Origin of the sequence: Halalkalibaculum sp. DA3122 (genome assembly GCF_043951865.1) — a bacterium.
Lineage (GTDB): Bacteria > Bacteroidota > Rhodothermia > Balneolales > Balneolaceae > JAMQKA01.
Window position 1 is genome coordinate 41,077 of the sequence record NZ_JBINJF010000018.1, and the last position, 17,781, is coordinate 58,857.

At 50.7% G+C, this 17,781-nt stretch carries 14 protein-coding genes; 9 read left to right on the forward strand and 5 right to left on the reverse strand.

Features of this window, described 5'->3' with window-relative positions:
- Positions 1 to 63: 63 nt before the first annotated feature.
- The 3 genes from ACG2F4_RS12510 to ACG2F4_RS12520 form a co-directional block, all read right to left on the reverse strand.
- The gene (locus ACG2F4_RS12510) at positions 64 to 618 is read right to left on the reverse strand and encodes a hypothetical protein (RefSeq protein WP_395261189.1); all 555 of its coding nucleotides are present in this window, start codon (positions 616 to 618) and stop codon (positions 64 to 66) included.
- Between the two features lie 185 nt (positions 619 to 803).
- Complete coding sequence (gene uvrA, locus ACG2F4_RS12515; protein WP_395261190.1) at positions 804 to 3,650, reverse strand: excinuclease ABC subunit UvrA; 2,847 nt, start codon at positions 3,648 to 3,650, stop codon at positions 804 to 806.
- A gap of 358 nt (positions 3,651 to 4,008) precedes the next feature.
- Positions 4,009 to 5,286 carry an adenylate/guanylate cyclase domain-containing protein gene (locus ACG2F4_RS12520; RefSeq protein ID WP_395261192.1) on the reverse strand — a complete coding sequence of 426 codons (1,278 nt, stop codon included), beginning with the start codon at positions 5,284 to 5,286 and terminating at the stop codon, positions 4,009 to 4,011.
- A 398-nt stretch (positions 5,287 to 5,684) separates the two neighbouring features.
- On the opposite strand from ACG2F4_RS12520, the gene ACG2F4_RS12525 reads away from it, so the two are divergent.
- The 5 genes from ACG2F4_RS12525 (at position 5,685) to ACG2F4_RS12545 (ending at position 12,259) form a co-directional block, all read left to right on the forward strand.
- Positions 5,685 to 6,794: a WG repeat-containing protein gene (locus ACG2F4_RS12525; protein WP_395261194.1), complete on the forward strand. Its 1,110-nt coding sequence runs from the start codon at positions 5,685 to 5,687 to the stop codon at positions 6,792 to 6,794.
- Between the two features lie 130 nt (positions 6,795 to 6,924).
- Positions 6,925 to 8,313, forward strand: coding sequence for a class II 3-deoxy-7-phosphoheptulonate synthase (locus ACG2F4_RS12530; protein ID WP_395261260.1), 1,389 nt, complete (start codon positions 6,925 to 6,927; stop codon positions 8,311 to 8,313).
- Positions 8,314 to 8,921: 608 nt separating this feature from the next.
- A complete protein-coding gene (locus ACG2F4_RS12535; RefSeq protein WP_395261196.1) occupies positions 8,922 to 9,350 on the forward strand; it encodes an Hsp20/alpha crystallin family protein in 429 nt (142 codons plus the stop codon).
- Between the two features lie 196 nt (positions 9,351 to 9,546).
- On the forward strand, positions 9,547 to 11,043 hold the full coding sequence (locus tag ACG2F4_RS12540) for a Do family serine endopeptidase (protein ID WP_395261198.1): 1,497 nt from the start codon (positions 9,547 to 9,549) through the stop codon (positions 11,041 to 11,043).
- 181 nt (positions 11,044 to 11,224) lie between these two features.
- Positions 11,225 to 12,259: a DnaJ C-terminal domain-containing protein gene (locus tag ACG2F4_RS12545; protein WP_395261199.1), complete on the forward strand. Its 1,035-nt coding sequence runs from the start codon at positions 11,225 to 11,227 to the stop codon at positions 12,257 to 12,259.
- A 60-nt stretch (positions 12,260 to 12,319) separates the two neighbouring features.
- On the opposite strand, the gene ACG2F4_RS12550 is transcribed toward ACG2F4_RS12545, so the two are convergent.
- On the reverse strand, positions 12,320 to 12,694 hold the full coding sequence (locus ACG2F4_RS12550; protein WP_395261201.1) for a DUF2784 domain-containing protein: 375 nt from the start codon (positions 12,692 to 12,694) through the stop codon (positions 12,320 to 12,322).
- A 112-nt stretch (positions 12,695 to 12,806) separates the two neighbouring features.
- Here ACG2F4_RS12550 and ACG2F4_RS12555 point away from each other — a divergent pair, with 112 nt between their 5' ends.
- Positions 12,807 to 13,613: a S1/P1 nuclease gene (locus tag ACG2F4_RS12555; protein ID WP_395261203.1), complete on the forward strand. Its 807-nt coding sequence runs from the start codon at positions 12,807 to 12,809 to the stop codon at positions 13,611 to 13,613.
- Positions 13,614 to 13,652: 39 nt separating this feature from the next.
- Here the strand turns inward: ACG2F4_RS12555 and ACG2F4_RS12560 are convergent, their stop codons facing one another.
- Complete coding sequence (locus tag ACG2F4_RS12560) at positions 13,653 to 14,195, reverse strand: macro domain-containing protein (protein ID WP_395261205.1); 543 nt, start codon at positions 14,193 to 14,195, stop codon at positions 13,653 to 13,655.
- A 114-nt stretch (positions 14,196 to 14,309) separates the two neighbouring features.
- Between ACG2F4_RS12560 and ACG2F4_RS12565 the strand changes: the two genes are divergently transcribed.
- The 3 genes from ACG2F4_RS12565 (at position 14,310) to clpB (ending at position 17,759) form a co-directional block, all read left to right on the forward strand.
- Entirely contained in the window at positions 14,310 to 14,507 is a 198-nt protein-coding gene (locus ACG2F4_RS12565) for an AbrB/MazE/SpoVT family DNA-binding domain-containing protein (RefSeq protein WP_395261207.1), read from the forward strand.
- Between the two features lie 49 nt (positions 14,508 to 14,556).
- Positions 14,557 to 14,955: a PIN domain-containing protein gene (locus ACG2F4_RS12570; RefSeq protein WP_395261208.1), complete on the forward strand. Its 399-nt coding sequence runs from the start codon at positions 14,557 to 14,559 to the stop codon at positions 14,953 to 14,955.
- A 170-nt stretch (positions 14,956 to 15,125) separates the two neighbouring features.
- Positions 15,126 to 17,759 (forward strand): ATP-dependent chaperone ClpB, encoded by a 2,634-nt coding sequence (gene clpB / locus ACG2F4_RS12575; protein ID WP_395261210.1) that lies wholly within the window; start codon positions 15,126 to 15,128, stop codon positions 17,757 to 17,759.
- Positions 17,760 to 17,781: the final 22 nt, after the last annotated feature.

Below are 17,781 nucleotides of genomic sequence, written 5' to 3' on the forward strand. Positions count from 1 at the left end.
AACGTTAAAATTTAATTTCGCAGGGTGGAAAAGATAAAGAATTCGGATACCAGGCGGGGTAGACTAAGGGGCTCCAATCGCGACGCCGCCGGCAAGAGGTATGATGTGGTATATCTGCTGCGGTATGAGATTGGCGGGCTGAAGGAGATCAGTTGATAAGTCAAATCGTTCAGCTTGTTTTCGGTACGTCGCACTCAGTGAGTGAACGAACTTGTCGAGCGTGGAGTGGATGCTAGACTTGATGGTTGTTGAGGGGAGCGACGCCTTGCCCATGCCGTTACCGGTCTGGTAGGAGTTCCACTCCCAAATCAGTAAATCGTACACCTTGCCGGAATCGTTGCTGTTCGCACCAAGGGGCAGATTGAAATCTTCGTTATTCCGCAATACGATCTCCGAGGCCTTCTGAATAAGGATATCCAGGGATTCATCTGAATTCTGCAGGTTAAAAAGCTTCTGCCTGACATTGTCAGAATCCACCTCCCCTTTCTTTACCACCGTATTCAGCCAGCTGGCAAATGAATTTGATGCCGTTTCAGCCTGAACGGGGCGCACCAGGTACAGCGCCATGCCCATACAAACGGTGGCTACCATCAACAGTCGGACGATATGTGATCGCATAATTTTCACAAGTGGCTGAAAATAGGCAGAAACCGAGAGCGGTACAAACTCAAATACAGATTATCACCGCGCCCGATATTCTGCCGGTTCACTATCTCCTTATAACGGACAGATATTGTTATATCTTTTATATCATATTTCGATATTGCAACAACCTTTGGAATGATCCACGGTTTTAAATCCCATCAGACCTCGATCTTTTCCTTTTTTTCGCGCTCGAACTCCTGGCTGAGGTATCGGCCGGTATAGCTGCTCTCCACCTGGGCGACCTGTTCCGGGGTTCCTTCGGCAATAATTTCGCCCCCGCCTACGCCGCCTTCCGGTCCGAGATCAATAATCCAGTCTGCCGCTTTGACCAGATCGAGATTGTGCTCAATTACTATTACTGAATTCCCCTTGTCAACCAACTGCTGAATGACATCCACCAGCATGCGCACATCCTGGAAATGAAGGCCTGTTGTGGGTTCATCCATGATATACAGCGTGTCTCCGGTTCCCACTTTGGAGAGCTCCCGCGCCAGCTTAATCCGCTGGGCCTCTCCTCCCGAAAGCGTGGTGCTGGATTGTCCAAGTGTCAGGTACCCGAGTCCCACATCGTTCAGCGTTCCCAGGATACGGTTGATAGCGGGAACGGAATCAAAAAACTCACTGGCCTCCTTGATCGACATATTCAACACATCAGCGATATTTTTTCCCTTGTAATAGATCTCCAGGGTCTCGCGATTGTAGCGCTTGCCGTTACAGGTTTCGCAGGTTACGTAGACATCGGGCAGGAAGTTCATCTCAATTTTGCGGACGCCATCCCCGTTACAGGCCTCGCAGCGTCCTCCCTTGACGTTAAATGAAAATCGCCCCTGGTCATACCCCCTGATTTTGGATTCCGGGAGTTCGGCAAAAAGGGAGCGGATATGATCAAAAACCTTCGTGTAGGTCCCTGGGTTGGACCGCGGGGTTCTGCCGATCGGGCTTTGATCCACCGAGATAATCTTGTCCAGATTGTCCAGCCCGTGAACCCGGTCATAGGGCAGCGGCACCGTCTTGGAGTTATAAAAATGGTTTGAAAAGATCGGGGCCAGCGTCTGGTTGATGAGCGAACTCTTTCCGCTCCCACTTACACCGGTGACACAGATAAACTTGTTGAGCGGTATTTCCACATCCAGGTTCTTAAGGTTGTGGCCTCTCACGCCGGTCAGCTTTACGCTTTTCCCGTTCCCTCTGCGTCGCTCTTCGGGATACGGGATCATCTCCTTGTCATCCAAAAACCGGGCCGTCATCGAGTCGGGATCCAGCTCTTCGGGCGGACCCTCGGTCACTATTTCGCCGCCGTACTCTCCCGCGCCGGGACCCAGGTCCAGCACGTAGTCGGCATGTTCAATCGTTTCGCGGTCATGCTCCACGACGATGAGACTGTTCCCCAGATCACGCAACGTCTCCAGCGAACGTATCAGCTTTATGTTGTCGCGCTGGTGCAGGCCGATGCTCGGTTCATCCAGTATATAAAGTACGCCGACAAGCTGGGTCCCGATCTGTGTAGCCAGCCGAATCCGCTGCGCTTCTCCGCCCGAGAGCGTTTGCGCTTCGCGGTCCAGCGTCAGGTAATCGAGTCCTACATTCAGCAGAAAGTCGACCCGGTCGCGCACCTCCTTGAGGACCTGGTGGCCAATTTTCTGCTGGCGCTCTGTCAGGTCCAGGTTGTTAACCGCCTCCCGCAGGGAATTGAGATCCATTTTAACGAGATCGTCGATCGTGTATCCGTCAATCTTGTAGGAAAGCGCCTCTTTGTTAAGCCGGCCACCCCCGCAGGCATCGCAGGTCATTTTGGCCATAAACGCCTTGGCTTTATCCCGCTGCTTGTTCGACTTGCTCTCCTCGTACTGCTCCCGGATGATATTCCGCAGCCCCTTGAACGAATGTTTGTATGTTACGCTGTCATCGCGGAAGTCATAGCTTACGTCATACTTTTTGTCGCCTCCACCCTCAAAAAGCAGCTCCAGGGCTTCTTCAGGATACTCTTCAATCGGGGTTTCAAAATCGAGATCCACCGTATCCAGCACCGCCTGCAGCTGTTTGAAGACAAAGATATCGCGCGGTTCTCCCAGGAACCGGATCGCCCCTTCGGCAATAGACTGCGCCGGGTTCGGGATGACGAGCTTTCGGTCCACATCGTGGGTATAGCCGAGACCGTCGCACTTCTGGCACGCCCCGTACGGTGAGTTAAACGAAAAGATGTTGGGAGCAGGATCTTCATACGCCAAACCGCTTTCCGGGTCGAACAGGTTTTGCGAGAACAGGTGATCTTTGAGTTCTCCATCCTCTTCGGGAACCGCCAGGATGACATTCCCATCGGCCATCTCCAGGGCCAGGCGAACGCTTTCGGCAATCCGTTTTTCACTCTTGGGATTGATCACAAAGCGATCTACCACAACCTCGATGTTATGGGTTTTGTAGCGGTCCACTTTCATATCCTCCTCCAGGTCCATGAATTCCCCATCTACACGCACCTGCACAAAACCCTGCTTCATTGTTTGCTCAAAAAGCTCCCGGTAATGTCCCTTGCGGCCGCGGACAACCGGTGCCAGGCAGTACGCTTTTGTGCCTTCCGGCATCTCCATGATGCTCTCGACCACCTGGTCGGCACTCTGTTTTTCCATCCTGTTGCCGGTTTTCCATGAGTACGGCACCCCGATGCGGGCATAGAGAAGGCGGAGAAAATCATAAATTTCGGTAACGGTTCCCACTGTTGAACGGGGATTCCGGTTTGTCGTCTTCTGGTCAATGGAAATAACCGGGGAAAGTCCGTCAATAAAGTCGATATCCGGTCGCTCCATCATCCCCAGGAACTGCCGGGCGTAAGCCGAAAGAGATTCCAGGAACCGCCGCTGGCCTTCGGCGTAGATGGTGTCAAATGCAAGAGATGACTTGCCGGAACCCGAAATGCCGGTCACCACGACCAGCTGTTCCCGGGGTATATTGACGTCTATATTTTTGAGATTGTGTTCGCGTGCTCCGCGTATGACGATGTGTTCTCGCAAAGAAATCGTAGCTTTTTAGGTTAGCAATAAACTCCTAAAGATAATCAGTTAGAATGCTAATTGTAAGGACAATTAACAGCTTTTTTCTTCCATTCTGCATATCCGAAATTAGCCAACAGCGTTGGCCAAGGTTTAGTTTCTTCAACGATCATTTGGAGCAATAGGAATGAAATCGGCGATTCAATGCATCTTCGGCATTTTTACAATCGGGACCGATGAACCTGCACTTTTCACCAATTTCGCAGCTGGCTACACACTGTAATAGTGTTCTGGTTTTAAATAAATGTAACTCACTACATATCAGAGCTTAAAAAAATGAAATTTTCCTCGTGAGAAATGCAGGTGAACACCTTCGCTGCTATTCCCCGCCGAAGGCGGCGTTATACTTCTTCCCAAATTCCCGGTTTGGAACATATCCCTCCTGGTCTTCAGATAGCTCCGGCTTGATTCGCCGTAAAAAATACATCGGGACCGAGCCCATATTTTTAACCTCAATCTCGCCCCGGGCTTCACATTCAAAGAAATCGCGGATACGCCGGTAGGTCTGTTCCGAAATGTTGACAGCGTTCCTGCTCGAGGTTTCCTCCATCCTGCTGGCCAGGTTTACGGCAGAACCCCAGACATCGTAGGCAAACCGCTTTTTCCCGATCACCCCAACCAGCACCTCCCCGGTGTTAATGCCGATCCTGATGTTCCAGTTCTCCTGCTCTTTCTCGTGCTCTTCCCGGGTGAACTTCAGGATCCGCAACGCGGTAAGGGCGGTATCAACGGCATGTGACTTGTTGCGTTCGGGCAGGCCGCCAACGGCCATATAGCTATCCCCGATCGTCTTAATTTTTTCCACCCCGTACTCGGCCGAAAAGCTGTCGAAGTTGTCAAAATAATGGCTGAGCTTTTCAATAAATTCTTCTGGATCCAGTTCTGTTACAGACCGGCTGAACCCGGTAAAATCGGTAAACAGGATACTTACATCACTATACAGCTCGGGAGTTACTTTGTTAAAAGCGATCAGTTGCTCCGCAATTTTCTCCGGGAAGATATTGTGCAGCAGCTCCTGGTGCTCTTCCCGCACGTATTCCAGTTCTTCCAACGCATCATTGAGCTCGTCCCTGGTTTCCTCAAGCTGCTCTTTCTGGGCCACGGAGTTATTATAGGTTGAAACCAGCAGGTTAAGTACCTTGGGCCAGTTCGCCTCGATATGGTACTCCCTCCCGTCAATTGTCACCGCCTTTCTATCTGCCTCTTCAGGCGGAGCGACGGGATTTTCCAGCAGCTCCCGGATCTTGGAAAACAGGGTTTTGTCATCATACGGCTTGGTCAGGTAGTTGTCGGCACCGGCTTCTATGCCTTTCATCAGGTTCTCGGTCGTATGCATAAAGGTAAGGAGTATAACCGGCGTGGTATTGAGCTCCGGGTCCTCCTTGATTGAACGACACAGCTCGTACCCGTCCATCACCGGCATTTCGAGATCGCTGATTACCAGGTCCGGCTTTTCTTCACGGCAGATCTCGAGGGCATCTTCCCCGTTCTGGGCGGTGATCACCTCAAAATCTTTCTTGGTCAGTTTATAACGGAGAGTGGTAACGAGGGAAGGGACATCGTCGACAATTAAAATTTTATACGTCTGTTCAAACATCTACATAAATGGGTTTGGAAGCGGAAGAAACCTTTCGGCCATGGATATTAAGTGATCTTGTTGCCACAGAAACAAAATGAGAAAAACCGGGTAAAAATATACTCTCGTTTGCACTGATCTTCAACGGGCGATCAGGAACGCTTCATGCACAGGCAGACCGGCAATCTGTGATGCACCTGAATAGTTGCCCGTTGCACCTATGTGTATTAAATGTGGAGAGGGCTTTGAAAAACTGTTGTTCTGGCCAACATCGGCATTTTCACAGAATCGAAATCCTCATTTATGAGATATAAACTGCGATTCCGAATCCGCTCAGGGGTTGAACTTGACCAAAACTGCTGGTTTTTCAAAGCCCTCTGTGGAATAAAAATATTAACAGAAAGATATCCTTTTATACGATGGTACCACTGACACAATCCTTAGCATCCGAATCCACCTCTGTCACAGACGGGCGGGAGGCGGTATCGAATACCCGCAGGTGGGTATATCCCGCAGTACTGGCTGTCAGCTTACTGCTGGCAAGTTGTACCTCCATGAAAACAGCCGAAGACCGGGCACTGCTCCCCTACGTTGAAAATAACAAAATCGGGTTTATCGATTCCACGCTTACGACCCAGATTCATCCCCATTTCAAGTTCATCTCAGACAGCAACTGGCCGTACGAGTTTTCCGAAGGACGGGCAGCGATAAACATACTGGGTCGGGTCGGCTACCTCGATCAACGTGGTAAGCTTGTTATTGAACCCGCCTTTGATGCCGGTTACAGCTTCTCGGAAGGACTGGCGCGCGTGACCGTCAACGGGAAATCCGGATATGTTGACAAGTCCGGGGAGTACCGGATCCCGCCCAGATTTGTCCAGGCCGGTAATTTCAGTGCGGGTCGGGCTCCTGTGCAACTCAATAAAGATGGTCGATGGGGCTATATAAATAAAGAGGGAGAAATTGTAATTGAACCTCAGTTCCTGTACGCCGGCACATTCAACAACGGCCTTGCACGAGTGCAAACCCCGGGACACCAGGAATGGGGATATATAAATCCCGATGGGGCGTTCGTCGTTGAACCGCAGTATCCCCGGGCCCATCCATTTTCTGAAGGGCTGGCCGCAGTGGAGATGGAGTTCAAGCAGTTCGGCTATATAGATACGCTGGGCCGGGTTGCCATCGAATCGAAATTCCTGAAAGCGGGCCCCTTTTCCGAGGGTAAGGCAGCGGTTGCCCTGCCGTTGTCTGCCGACAATCTCGATGCCTACAAGTTCGGCTACATAAACCGGCGGGGCACATTCATTGTCGAGCCCTCATATGACCAGGCGTTTCGGTTCAAAAACGGGATCGCACGCATCAAAATAGGGGATCAATTTGGATATATAGATGAACACGGGGAAAAAATCATAGAACCGATTTTTGATCATGCGTGGGATTTCAGGTTGGGCCTCGGCTTGGTTAAAACGGGGAACAAATATGCCTACATTAACAAAAAAGGGCTTTTTGCGCTTGAGCCTAAAAATTAAAGCGAAATCTCCGGCCAGCTACAATAATAAAAACCGGGTGGTATAAGACTATATTTAAATTGCCCATTTCTTTATATTTGGCTAATCTAAACGTTCATAAAACTTGCAGTCTCGAAGTAGAATACACATGATGTTGAAAGAAGAAAAAACCGTAGCCCCCGAAGTAGCCAACCCCAAAGACTGGTCTCCCACTTCCTGGCAGAATTTTCCCATTAAACAGCTGCCGGAATACCCGGATCAACAAGAGCTGGAAGCTGCTTACGAGGAGCTGCGCTCCCTGCCCCCGCTGATTACTTCATGGGAAATTGAAGCCCTGAAAAACAAATTGGCCGATGTGGCTGCCGGCAACGGATTTCTGCTGCAGGGGGGCGACTGTGCCGAAACGTTTGCCGACTGCAAATCCCCAAAAATCGTGAATCTGCTGAAGGTGCTCCTGCAGATGAGCTTTATCCTGATCCATGAAACCGGGGTACCGGTGGTTCGCATCGGTCGGGTTGCCGGTCAATATGCCAAGCCGCGATCCAGTGATTACGAAATTGTGGATGGCAAGAAAATCATGAACTACCGCGGCGACCTTATCAACAGCTTCAAGCCGGATGCGGAAGCACGGAAGCCCGATCCCCAGCGGCTGCTGGAGGGCTATCAAAAAGCATCGCTGACGCTCAACTTCCTCCGGGCGCTCGCCGACGAGGGTTTTGCCGACCTGCACCACCCCGAGTACTGGGAGCTGGATTTCATGAAGCAGAACAAATACTACAAGGAGTACGAAACGATGGTCAACTCCATCCAAAAGGCCGTAAGCTTCATGGAGTCGATCACGCCCAACGATTTCAATACCCTTCAAAAAATCAATATTTATACCTCACACGAGGCTCTGAACCTGTATTATGATTCCGCCCAAACGCGCAGGGTACCGCGCCGTGAAGGATTCTACAACCTGAGCAGCCACATGGTATGGCTCGGCAACCGAACCCGCGATATTGACGGAGCCCATGTGGAATATTTCCGCGGCATCCGCAACCCGATCGGGATTAAGGTGGGACCGCCGTTTGAAGTTGACGAGACCCTGCGACTGATTGAGAAGCTGAATCCCGTGCATGAAGCAGGTAAAATTGTATTGATCAGCCGTTTTGGTGTAAACAACGTACAAGAGCAGCTGCCGGAGTTCATTCAGGCGGTCAAGCGGGAGGGATTCCCCGCAGTTTGGATCTGTGATCCAATGCACGGCAACACCTTTTCAACCGACAACAACGTTAAAACCCGCAACTTTGATGACATCATCAAAGAACTGCGGCAGACTTTTGCGATCCATCGCGATCAGGGCACCTACCTCGGCGGGGCGCACCTCGAGCTGACGGGCGACAACGTGACCGAATGTGTCGGCGGTGCCAAGGGACTGCACGAAGGAGAGCTTCACCGAAATTACGAGACCTACTGCGATCCGCGCCTCAACTATGAACAGAGCCTTGAGATGGCCTTTCTGCTTGCCAAAGAGTGGAAAGAAAGCTACAAGCGGTAGTTTCGTTGTTCGGTTCGTTACTGGATTATTTCTTATTAGGGTTTTCGAGGGCTTTGCAAAACCGTTGTTTTGGCCAATATCGGCATTTTCGCGGATTCTATATCCTCATTAATGAGATATAAACTGCGGTTCCGAATCCGCTCAGGGATTAATCCTGACCAAAACTCCTGGTTTTCATAGTCCTCGTTTTCCTGAACGTGGGTTATCCCGAGTTCCGAATCCCGCTATTTCAAATTTCTAAGCCCATCGTTAGCTCGATGGGCTTTTTTCAACTCTTACGTCCCCACCATAACAAAATGACTCATAACCGGCCGATTGGGTATTCATTGTTGAGGCCAGGAAAATTCTGAGAGCAGCCGGCAGTAGTACTTCCCAAATCACTACTAACCAGGCCACTCTGAACTTTTTACAGCTCTTCTGCCGCTTTGGCCAGCTAATTGATGACAACTTTTTCCTTTTTCACGTACACCTGAAAAAAACACAGGAGCTTATTGGCTGTTTGTCATGATTTTTGGCGCTCAACCCCTCTGGCATATCGCTTGCATTTATAAAAGTGAGTTTTTGAAAGATGAAAAATTTAATCAAAATAACATTGTGGAGGTACTATTATGACACTCATAAGATATAACCGGCCAAACAAAGATCTCTTTTCAAAAAACTTTTCCGATATCATGGATGAATTTTTCAATGATGTCGTCAACCAGCGCAACAATAGCTTTGTTCCGGGTATCGATATCTCCGAGACCGACGACAGTTTTGAAGTCAGCGTAGAACTGCCCGGCATGGAGAAAAAGGATATCGATATCAGCCTGGACAACAACCGGCTGACCATCAGTGGCGAACGGAAGTTCGAGGAAGAGAAAGAGGGAAAAACCTATCACCGTGTAGAAACCCGGTATGGTTCTTTCAACCGTTCCTTCCAGCTTCCCGACAATGTGGATGAAGACAGCATCAACGCCACCTACAAAAACGGTTTGCTAAATATCAGTATCAAGAAAACGGAAGATAAAGTGAAGAAACAGATTGAAATTCACTAACGACCCGTATCCCTTATAGATCCCGACAGCTGATAACACATCCATACAATCTGCCGGGGTTGCAATGAAATGCAACTCCGGCTTTTCATTTTTCAACATCAGCAAGTACAATAATCCGCTTTCCATGACTGTTAAAGGATCTGGAACATAAAACCGTTTTTCAAAAGTATTAATTATTCCAAAAATGGAGTTTCTCATGAAACACTCAAATAAATCATTCCTTGCGATTATAATACTGGCGCTGGTTTTGGTGGGGTTTTACACGGTAGATTTCCGGGGATCCGACCAGGCGTCGATCATTAGCCTGCCCGACTTTGACACCCAGGTGCAGCCTTCGCAGGATCAACCGATCAATAACCTCAAAGATCTGAATGACGCAATTGTCAATATTGCGGAAAAAACGAAACCGGCGGTTGTGACGATCTTTACGACCCAGACCGTTGAAGCTCCTCAAAATCCCCTGTTTCGTTTCTTTGGAGATCCCCGGGGAGGCGGGAGCCAGGAACGTGAAGTCAGCGGACTCGGCTCCGGCGTAGTCGTATCAGAAGATGGATACATCCTCACCAACAACCACGTGGTGGAGGGGGCCGAGGATATACGGGTTGGAACCCTTGACGGCCATGAGCTCGAAGCTGAAATTGTGGGCACCGATCCCATGACCGACATAGCCGTACTTAAAATAAATGCCGAGAATCTGCCCGAAATCGAATTTGGAAACAGCGACAACCTGCGTGTCGGTGAATTTGTCATGGCGATCGGAAGTCCATTTGGGGACAATCTCGCTCACTCGGTCTCCTTCGGCATTGTCTCCGGCAAGGGGCGCACCATAGGACTGGCCCAGCGTACGGGAGGATATGAAAACTTTATCCAGACAGACGCCGCCATCAACCCCGGCAACTCCGGCGGGGCCCTGATCAACCTCGATGGTCAGCTCGTGGGTGTTAACACCGCCATCGCATCCCGGTCCGGCGGCAACCAGGGCGTGGGATTTGCCATTCCCGCTAACCTGGCACAGAATATTATGGACCAGCTTATTGAAACCGGTGAAGTGCAACGCGGATACCTGGGTATAACCGGTGACGGAGTGGATCGCACCATGGCCCGTGCACTGGGACTTGAAAAACCGCAGGGCGTAATTGTCGGCGGCGTTGTGGATGGCGGTCCTGCCTCGGAGGCCGGCCTCCAAGAGGGCGATGTCATCACAACCCTGGATGGGGAAGCCGTTGACGGCTGGTTCTCATTCCGCACGGAGATAGCCAGCAAACGGCCGGGAACTGAAGTTGAATTTGGTGTAATCCGCGATGGCGAAGAGCTCGATATAACTGTAACACTCGGTCAACTGCCGGACGATCTGAGGGCCTCCGCCGGTCCAAGCCAGCAAGGCGCGCCGGACCGTAACCTGCAGGAGCGCGTGGGCTTTAGTGTGCAAACCCTGACTCCCCAAATTGCGGAAGAGCTGCAGATCGATCCAAATCAAAACGGAGTTGTGGTAACTAACATCCGGCGAAACAGCGATGCATACCGGCAGGGGCTTCGTGAGGGAGATGTTATTACCAGTATCGCCAAAGAACCGGTACAAAATGTGAGCGACTTCAATGACATTATGAGTCAACTCGTTGAGGAGGAAAACCAGGTCGTCCTTATGCGCATCTTGCGGGGAGGAAACGGATTATTCATCGCTTTTGAATTGTAACGAAGAACCTACCTCATCATGATCCCTGGCCCCCGGTCTATCCCGCCGGGGGTTTTTTATGGATATGTCAACCTGACTATTTTTCCGCTTGGTATTGCCAATTAGTTATTTTCTGAAGACTGGCATCCATTTTGCTCATATTATAAATAGCAATGAATTTGGACAACTGAGCCCGATCCACATGGAATACAAAGATTATTATGACATATTGGGAGTAAGTCGGAACGCTTCCCAGGATGAAATCAAGAAGGCGTATCGTAAAAAGGCGGCAAAATTTCACCCTGACAAAAATCCTGATGATCCCTCTGCAGAAGATAAATTCAAAGAGGTGGGGGAAGCCTATGAAGTTCTAAAAGACCCTGAAAAACGTAAACTCTATGACAAAGCCGGTAAAGACTGGAAAAGATATCAGCGTTCCGGCGGTTCTGCTGACGATTTTGACTGGTCTCGTTACGCGCGGCAAGGGGGCGGCGGTCAGGGCCAATCCTACCGTGTCAATTTTGACATGGATGACCTTTTTGGCGGCCGGGCCCGGCAAGGCCAAGGCCGGGGAAGCAGCGGGGGGAGCCCGTTTTCCAGCTTCTTCGAGAGTCTCTTTGGGGGAGGAAATCCATTTGCAGAAGCCCAGCAGCAGGGACAAGCCGGCTCCCAAACCTATCGCGGACAATCGCGAGCCGGCACGCGGCAAAACCGACAGAAATCAACCAAAAAAAATGTCACCGCTACTGTAACCATCACGCTTAAAGAGGCGTTTGAGGGCTCGAGCCGCACCGTGCGTATCGGGAATGAAAAAATGAAAATAAAAATCCCCCCGGGAATAAAAGACGGTCAAAAGCTAAAAGTCAGTGGCAGGGGCAGCTCCAGTGTACGCGGCGGCCAACGTGGAGACTTTTACCTCAAGATACATATCAAGGAGCCTAAAGACTTCAAACGCAAAGGCGATGACATCTACCACGATCACCCGGTTGATCTCAGTACAGCGGTGTTGGGAGGCGAAACAAGGGTGTCTACGCTCAATGGAAAAGTAAAGCTTAAAATCCCCGCCGGAACACAGAGCGGGGACCTGTTCCGCATCCCCAATATGGGCATGCCCAAATTCAAAAATGAATCCGAAAAAGGAGACTTTTTCGTGCGTGCCATGGTCCAGGTTCCTGAAAATCTAAGCAAGGAGGAAAAAGAGCTGTTTAAAAAGTTTGCAGAGAAAACATCGGGATAAGGTGCAGGTGCCAGAATCGACATTTCCAAAGGTATGCGGATTCAGCGATAGTATCGCCTGCTAACGATTCTTGAGAGTGTGATCGCGGTAATTAAGGTAGAGGGAAATGCAAAATGCCGCCAAGAAAGAGATACCGGTGGCCCAGTCAACCAGCAGGGGACTTACATCCCAGCCGGTAAACAGGTCCACCAAAAACTTGATATACGAGTTTGGCATATCATAATGGCCGAGCTCCCGCCGAACCAGCCAGTGCCAGTGGGTACATGGGCAGTAGCCGAAGCCGTACCAAATCCCCAGGACAATCCAGGAAAAAGCTGTCAGCGAGAGCGTCAGGAAATTCAGCCAGCGCGTTTTTTTCCATATCCAGCCAAACAAATTGAATAACACCAGCAGGGTATGAAAAATAATAAAAAACAGGTCCAGAAATTGATACATCCCGGCTTCTGAAATTATTGTTAGAATTATTCATAAAGACTTACCATCGGGTAAAAAAATAGAGATATTATCTCCCAAATCGGAACACTCTTTATCGAATAAATTACACCATATGAACGCACTAGTAATAATATGTTCATTGCTCTTTACCGTGAACGGCTCTTTGTCAGAAAAGTGGGGGAAAACCGGCCATCGCGTAGTTGGTGATATCGCTGAACAGTACCTTACCCCCGGGGCACAAAAAGAGATTGCCGACATTCTGGGACACGAGTCGCTCGCCATGGCCAGCACCTGGATGGACGAGATTCGGTCAGACCCGCAATATGATCACACCCACGACTGGCACTGGGTGACCATTCCCGACGGGCAGAACTATGCGGAAACCGAAAAAAATCCCGATGGCGACCTGATCAAGGCGCTCCGTGATATTATTGCTGATTTAAAAGAAGGAGCGTTATCCCCAGACGTGGAGGCTGAAAAACTAAAAATGCTTGTTCATCTGGTAGGTGACATCCACCAGCCGCTGCATGTGGGTACGGGTAAAGACCGCGGCGGAAATGATGTGGACCTCGAATGGTTTTGGGAATACTCTAACCTGCACCGGGTGTGGGACAGCGAAATGATCGACGACTCCAAACTGAGTTTTACCGAGCTCTCCAACAGCGTGAATCATCCCACCAAAGAGGAGCTTCGACAATGGCAGTCTTCTGGTATCCTCGACTGGGCACGGGAGTCGATGGAGCTGCGGGATGAGGTCTACGATCTGCCCGGCGACAGGGAACTGGGCTATGAATACACCTACAAGAATTTCAGTATCGTGGAAAAGCGACTGCTCCAGGCCGGGGTCCGGTTGGCGGCGGTCCTCAATGATATTTACGGAAACCAGGGAAATATCGACTCGAGGAACAAGGAATACTGAATGTCGAAGGGTCGCACTTCATCATTCGATATTCGATATTCATGATTCAAACACTTTTTCCATCGCCTGCTGGTGGATGGTCATCGCCTCTTCACCCCAGAGCACAAACCGGATCAGGTTCACGGAAGAAAGTCCTTCGCCCACCCGGTCGGAAATTGTGCTGAAAGCGACAAACGCGGCGTCCCGCATCGGGTAACCGAACGCACCCGTTGAGATCGAGGGAAAAGCCACGCTGCTGATCTCATTCTCCTCGGCCCGGTCCAGGGCGTGCCTGTAGCAATTTGCCAGCAGCTTCTCTTCCGGCTTGTCCCGGCCGTAGACCGGTCCCAGGCAGTGAATCACGTATTCGTTGGGCAGATGATGACCGCCGGTGATGACCGCTTCCCCCGGGTCGATCGGGGCCAGCGGCCGGGTCTCCTCGGCCAGGCCGGGTCCCGCCGCGCGATGGATCGCCCCGGCTACCCCGCCCCCGATTCGCAGTTGTGCATTGGCCGCGTTTACGACCGCCTCAATATCATCCTGCTTTGCTATGTCTCCGCGCTTCAGCTCAATCGTAACTCCGGAAATCACTGTTTTATCCATAACGATTGGAAAATTTTGTTCCGGTTATCACTGTTTAGTACAAACAAGGATGGCAGTTGATTGGAAAATTCCCTGCAAATTTCTTACTTGTTATAAGAATTAAATCAAAAAATCATGGAACAAGCAACAGTAACCAGCAAAGGTCAGATCACCATCCCCAAAAGGATCAGGGAAAAGCTAAACCTAAAAGCGGGGGATAACGTTAATTTTATAGTTGACAGTGATGATGTCATCAAGATACAAACTCAGAAAAAAATATCGAAAGCTTGCGAGGCATTTTGCACCGACCTGACCAAGAATCGCTTTCAATAGAAGAAATGGAAAAGGGAGTTACAGAATATCTAAAAAAGAAGTATAGCAAATGAAGATCGGACTCGACACCAACATTCTTGTTCGATACCTCACTGAAGATGATCCTGAACAGGCTGACCGAGTCCAGGAACTGTTCGATTCCTACAAAAGTGAAGCCACATTCATAATAAATGAAGTGATATTAGCCGAATTAGATTGGGTGCTGACCAGTGTTTATGGATATTCTCGAAAGGAATTTCTAATGGTTATTGAACAAATATTTGAGACCAAGCACATCTCTTTTAGTCAGCCGACTGTAGTAAAAAAAGCCATCAGAGAATACGCCTCCAGTAGTGCTGACTTTTTGGATTGCTATATTGGTATTCTAAATAAGAAAATGGATACAAAAATCACTTTCACCTTCGACAAAGCCGCCTCCAATCTGGCACATTTTTCCCTCCTCCAGTAACAGTTAGACAGGATTCCCCTGACAAGGCGCTACCTGATTTTCCCGCTTTCCCCAAAACGGCATACCTGGTTAATTAATTCTGCAATAACGTCATATTTGCAAAATCGGTATGGTATTGGCAACAGTTAAGAGTAGAAAATAAAAAGACGTTAACCTCAATATTCCCTGCTATGAATTTCAACAAATTTACGTTAAAGGCGCAGGAGGCCGTTCAGAACGCGCTTGACCTGGCCTCCGGCAAGAACCACCAGGCCGTGGAACCGAGCCATATTCTCCTGGCCCTGCTGAATGATTCGGAGAACGTGGTAAATACGATACTCAACAAGCTGGGCGTTCGCGCACCCCAGTTAAAAACCGACCTCGAACAGCGGATCGATAAGCTGCCGGTCGTCAAGGGAGCGTCGGTCTCGGGGCAGTATCTCTCGAACAACGCCAAAGAACTTTTTGACAAAGCCCAGGAATCGGCGGATGATCTCGGGGACGAATATATCAGCTCCGAACACGTGCTGATCGGCATGCTCGAGTCCAGCGGAGAGGCCGGCAACCTGCTGAGACAGCAGGGCGTCAAAAAGGATGATGTACTTAAAATATTACAAGATGTCCGCGGCTCTCAGAAAGTGGACGACCCCAATGCCGAAAGCCGCTACAACGCGCTGGAGAAATACGGTCGCGACCTGAACGAGATGGCCGAAAAGAACAAGCTGGATCCCGTCATTGGGCGCGACCAGGAAATCAGGCGCATCATGCAGATCCTCTCGCGCCGCACCAAGAACAACCCGGTGCTTATCGGGGAACCCGGTGTCGGTAAAACGGCCATCGCCGAGGGACTCGCGCTTCGTATCAACCGGGGCGACGTGCCCGAAAGTCTTAAAAGCAAGCGCATTGTGGCGCTTGACATGGGTGCGCTGGTGGCCGGCACCAAATTCCGCGGTGAATTTGAAGAACGCCTGAAAGCGGTGGTCAAGGAAGTGATCGACTCCGACGGCGAACTTATCCTGTTTATCGATGAAATCCACACGCTCGTCGGCGGAGGGTCGGCCGAGGGATCGCTGGATGCCGCCAACATCCTGAAACCGTCGCTGGCCCGCGGTGAGCTGCACGCCATCGGGGCCACCACCCTGGATGAATACCGAAAACATATAGAAAAAGACCGCGCGCTGGAGCGCCGCATGCAGAAAGTGTTGATCAACGAGCCCACGGTGGAAGATACCGTTTCCATCCTCCGGGGACTGCAGGAGCGCTATGAGCTGCATCACGGGGTCAAAATCCGGGACGAGGCGCTGGTAGCAGCCGCAGAACTTTCTCACCGGTACATCAGCGACCGGTTTCTGCCGGACAAGGCGATCGACCTTATCGACGAGGCCGCCTCCCGGCTGCGCCTGGAGATAGACTCGATGCCGGAAGAGCTCGACCAGGTTGAACGGCAGATACGCCAGCTCGAAATAGAGCGCGAGGGACTGAAACGCGACAAGAACGAGGAAAAAATACAGAATATTGAAAAAGAGCTGGCCGACCTGGAAGAAAAGCGCAACACCATGCGGAACCAGTGGGATACCGAGCGCGAACTGATCCAGAAGACGCGCGACCTGAAAGAGGCGATCGATACCTCCCGCAACCAGGCCGAAAAGGCCGAGCGGGAAGGCAACTACGAAAAAGTCGCTGAACTTCGCTATGGCACAATTAAACAACTGGAAAAAGACCTCGAGGATACCAAGAAACAGCTCGATGAGGTCCAGGAAGGTCGTGCCATGCTCAAGGAGGAGGTTGAGTATGAGGATATCGCCGATATCGTTTCGCGGTGGACCGGCATCCCGGTCAGCAAGATGCTGCAGAGCGAGCGGCAAAAACTTATTCACCTCGAAGAAGAGCTCCACAAACGGGTGGTCGGGCAGGACCCCGCCATCGAAACGGTTTCCAATGCCGTTCGGCGTTCGCGCGCCGGACTCCAGGACGCCCAGCGACCGATCGGATCGTTCTTCTTCCTTGGCTCTACGGGCGTCGGGAAGACGGAACTGGCCCGTTCACTGGCCAACTTCCTCTTCAACGATGAGGACGCCATGGTGCGCATCGACATGAGCGAGTATATGGAGCGTCACAGCGTCAGTCGCCTGGTCGGAGCTCCTCCCGGCTACGTGGGATACGACGAAGGCGGGCAGCTCACCGAAGCGGTGCGGCGCAAACCGTACTCCGTCATCCTGCTGGATGAAATCGAGAAGGCGCATGCCGATGTGTTCAACATGCTGCTTCAGGTGCTGGATGAAGGCCGCCTGACCGACAACAAGGGTGTCACGGTCGACTTCACCAACACTATCATTATAATGACCAGCAACATCGGTTCGCACCTGATCCAGGACAAAATTGAGGAAACCGGCGGGGCATTTACGGATGAAGTCTACAGCGACCTGCAGGATCAACTGATGGACCAGTTGAAAAAGTCGATCCGCCCCGAATTCCTGAACCGCGTAGATGATATCATCGTATTCCACCCGCTCAACAAAGAGCATATACGGGAAATCGTGGATATCCAGCTCAAGCGGGTCTTCGAAATGCTTGCAAAGAAAAATGTCAGGCTCTCGATTTCAGATCCCGTCAAAGACTGGCTGGCCGAACGCGGTTATGACCCGGTGTACGGCGCCCGTCCGCTCAAGCGGTTGATACAGCGCAAAATTGTGGACAAGCTTGCCACAGAGCTGATCAAGCGGGAAGAAGAGGAGGTAACGCAGTTCGAGGCTACGCTCAGCAAAAATGGCGAAGAGATCGAATTTGCTGAAGTCTACGATGATGTTGAAGCCTGGGCTGATTAACAGCGTCCAAACGGCCTGTCGG

What these genes read in the sequence shown, in the direction of transcription:
- ACG2F4_RS12530 (WP_395261260.1), top strand. Translation starts at nt 6,925, where the DNA reads ATGTTGAAAGAAGAAAAAACCGTAGCCCCCGAAGTAGCCAACCCCAAA.
- ACG2F4_RS12545 (WP_395261199.1), top strand. Translation starts at nt 11,225, where the DNA reads ATGGAATACAAAGATTATTATGACATATTGGGAGTAAGTCGGAACGCT.
- ACG2F4_RS12550 (WP_395261201.1), bottom strand. Translation starts at nt 12,694, where the DNA reads ATGTATCAATTTCTGGACCTGTTTTTTATTATTTTTCATACCCTGCTG.
- ACG2F4_RS12535 (WP_395261196.1), top strand. Translation starts at nt 8,922, where the DNA reads ATGACACTCATAAGATATAACCGGCCAAACAAAGATCTCTTTTCAAAA.
- ACG2F4_RS12570 (WP_395261208.1), top strand. Translation starts at nt 14,557, where the DNA reads ATGAAGATCGGACTCGACACCAACATTCTTGTTCGATACCTCACTGAA.
- clpB (WP_395261210.1), top strand. Translation starts at nt 15,126, where the DNA reads ATGAATTTCAACAAATTTACGTTAAAGGCGCAGGAGGCCGTTCAGAAC.
- ACG2F4_RS12540 (WP_395261198.1), top strand. Translation starts at nt 9,547, where the DNA reads ATGAAACACTCAAATAAATCATTCCTTGCGATTATAATACTGGCGCTG.
- ACG2F4_RS12525 (WP_395261194.1), top strand. Translation starts at nt 5,685, where the DNA reads ATGGTACCACTGACACAATCCTTAGCATCCGAATCCACCTCTGTCACA.
- ACG2F4_RS12555 (WP_395261203.1), top strand. Translation starts at nt 12,807, where the DNA reads ATGAACGCACTAGTAATAATATGTTCATTGCTCTTTACCGTGAACGGC.
- ACG2F4_RS12520 (WP_395261192.1), bottom strand. Translation starts at nt 5,286, where the DNA reads ATGTTTGAACAGACGTATAAAATTTTAATTGTCGACGATGTCCCTTCC.
- ACG2F4_RS12560 (WP_395261205.1), bottom strand. Translation starts at nt 14,195, where the DNA reads ATGGATAAAACAGTGATTTCCGGAGTTACGATTGAGCTGAAGCGCGGA.
- ACG2F4_RS12565 (WP_395261207.1), top strand. Translation starts at nt 14,310, where the DNA reads ATGGAACAAGCAACAGTAACCAGCAAAGGTCAGATCACCATCCCCAAA.
- ACG2F4_RS12510 (WP_395261189.1), bottom strand. Translation starts at nt 618, where the DNA reads ATGCGATCACATATCGTCCGACTGTTGATGGTAGCCACCGTTTGTATG.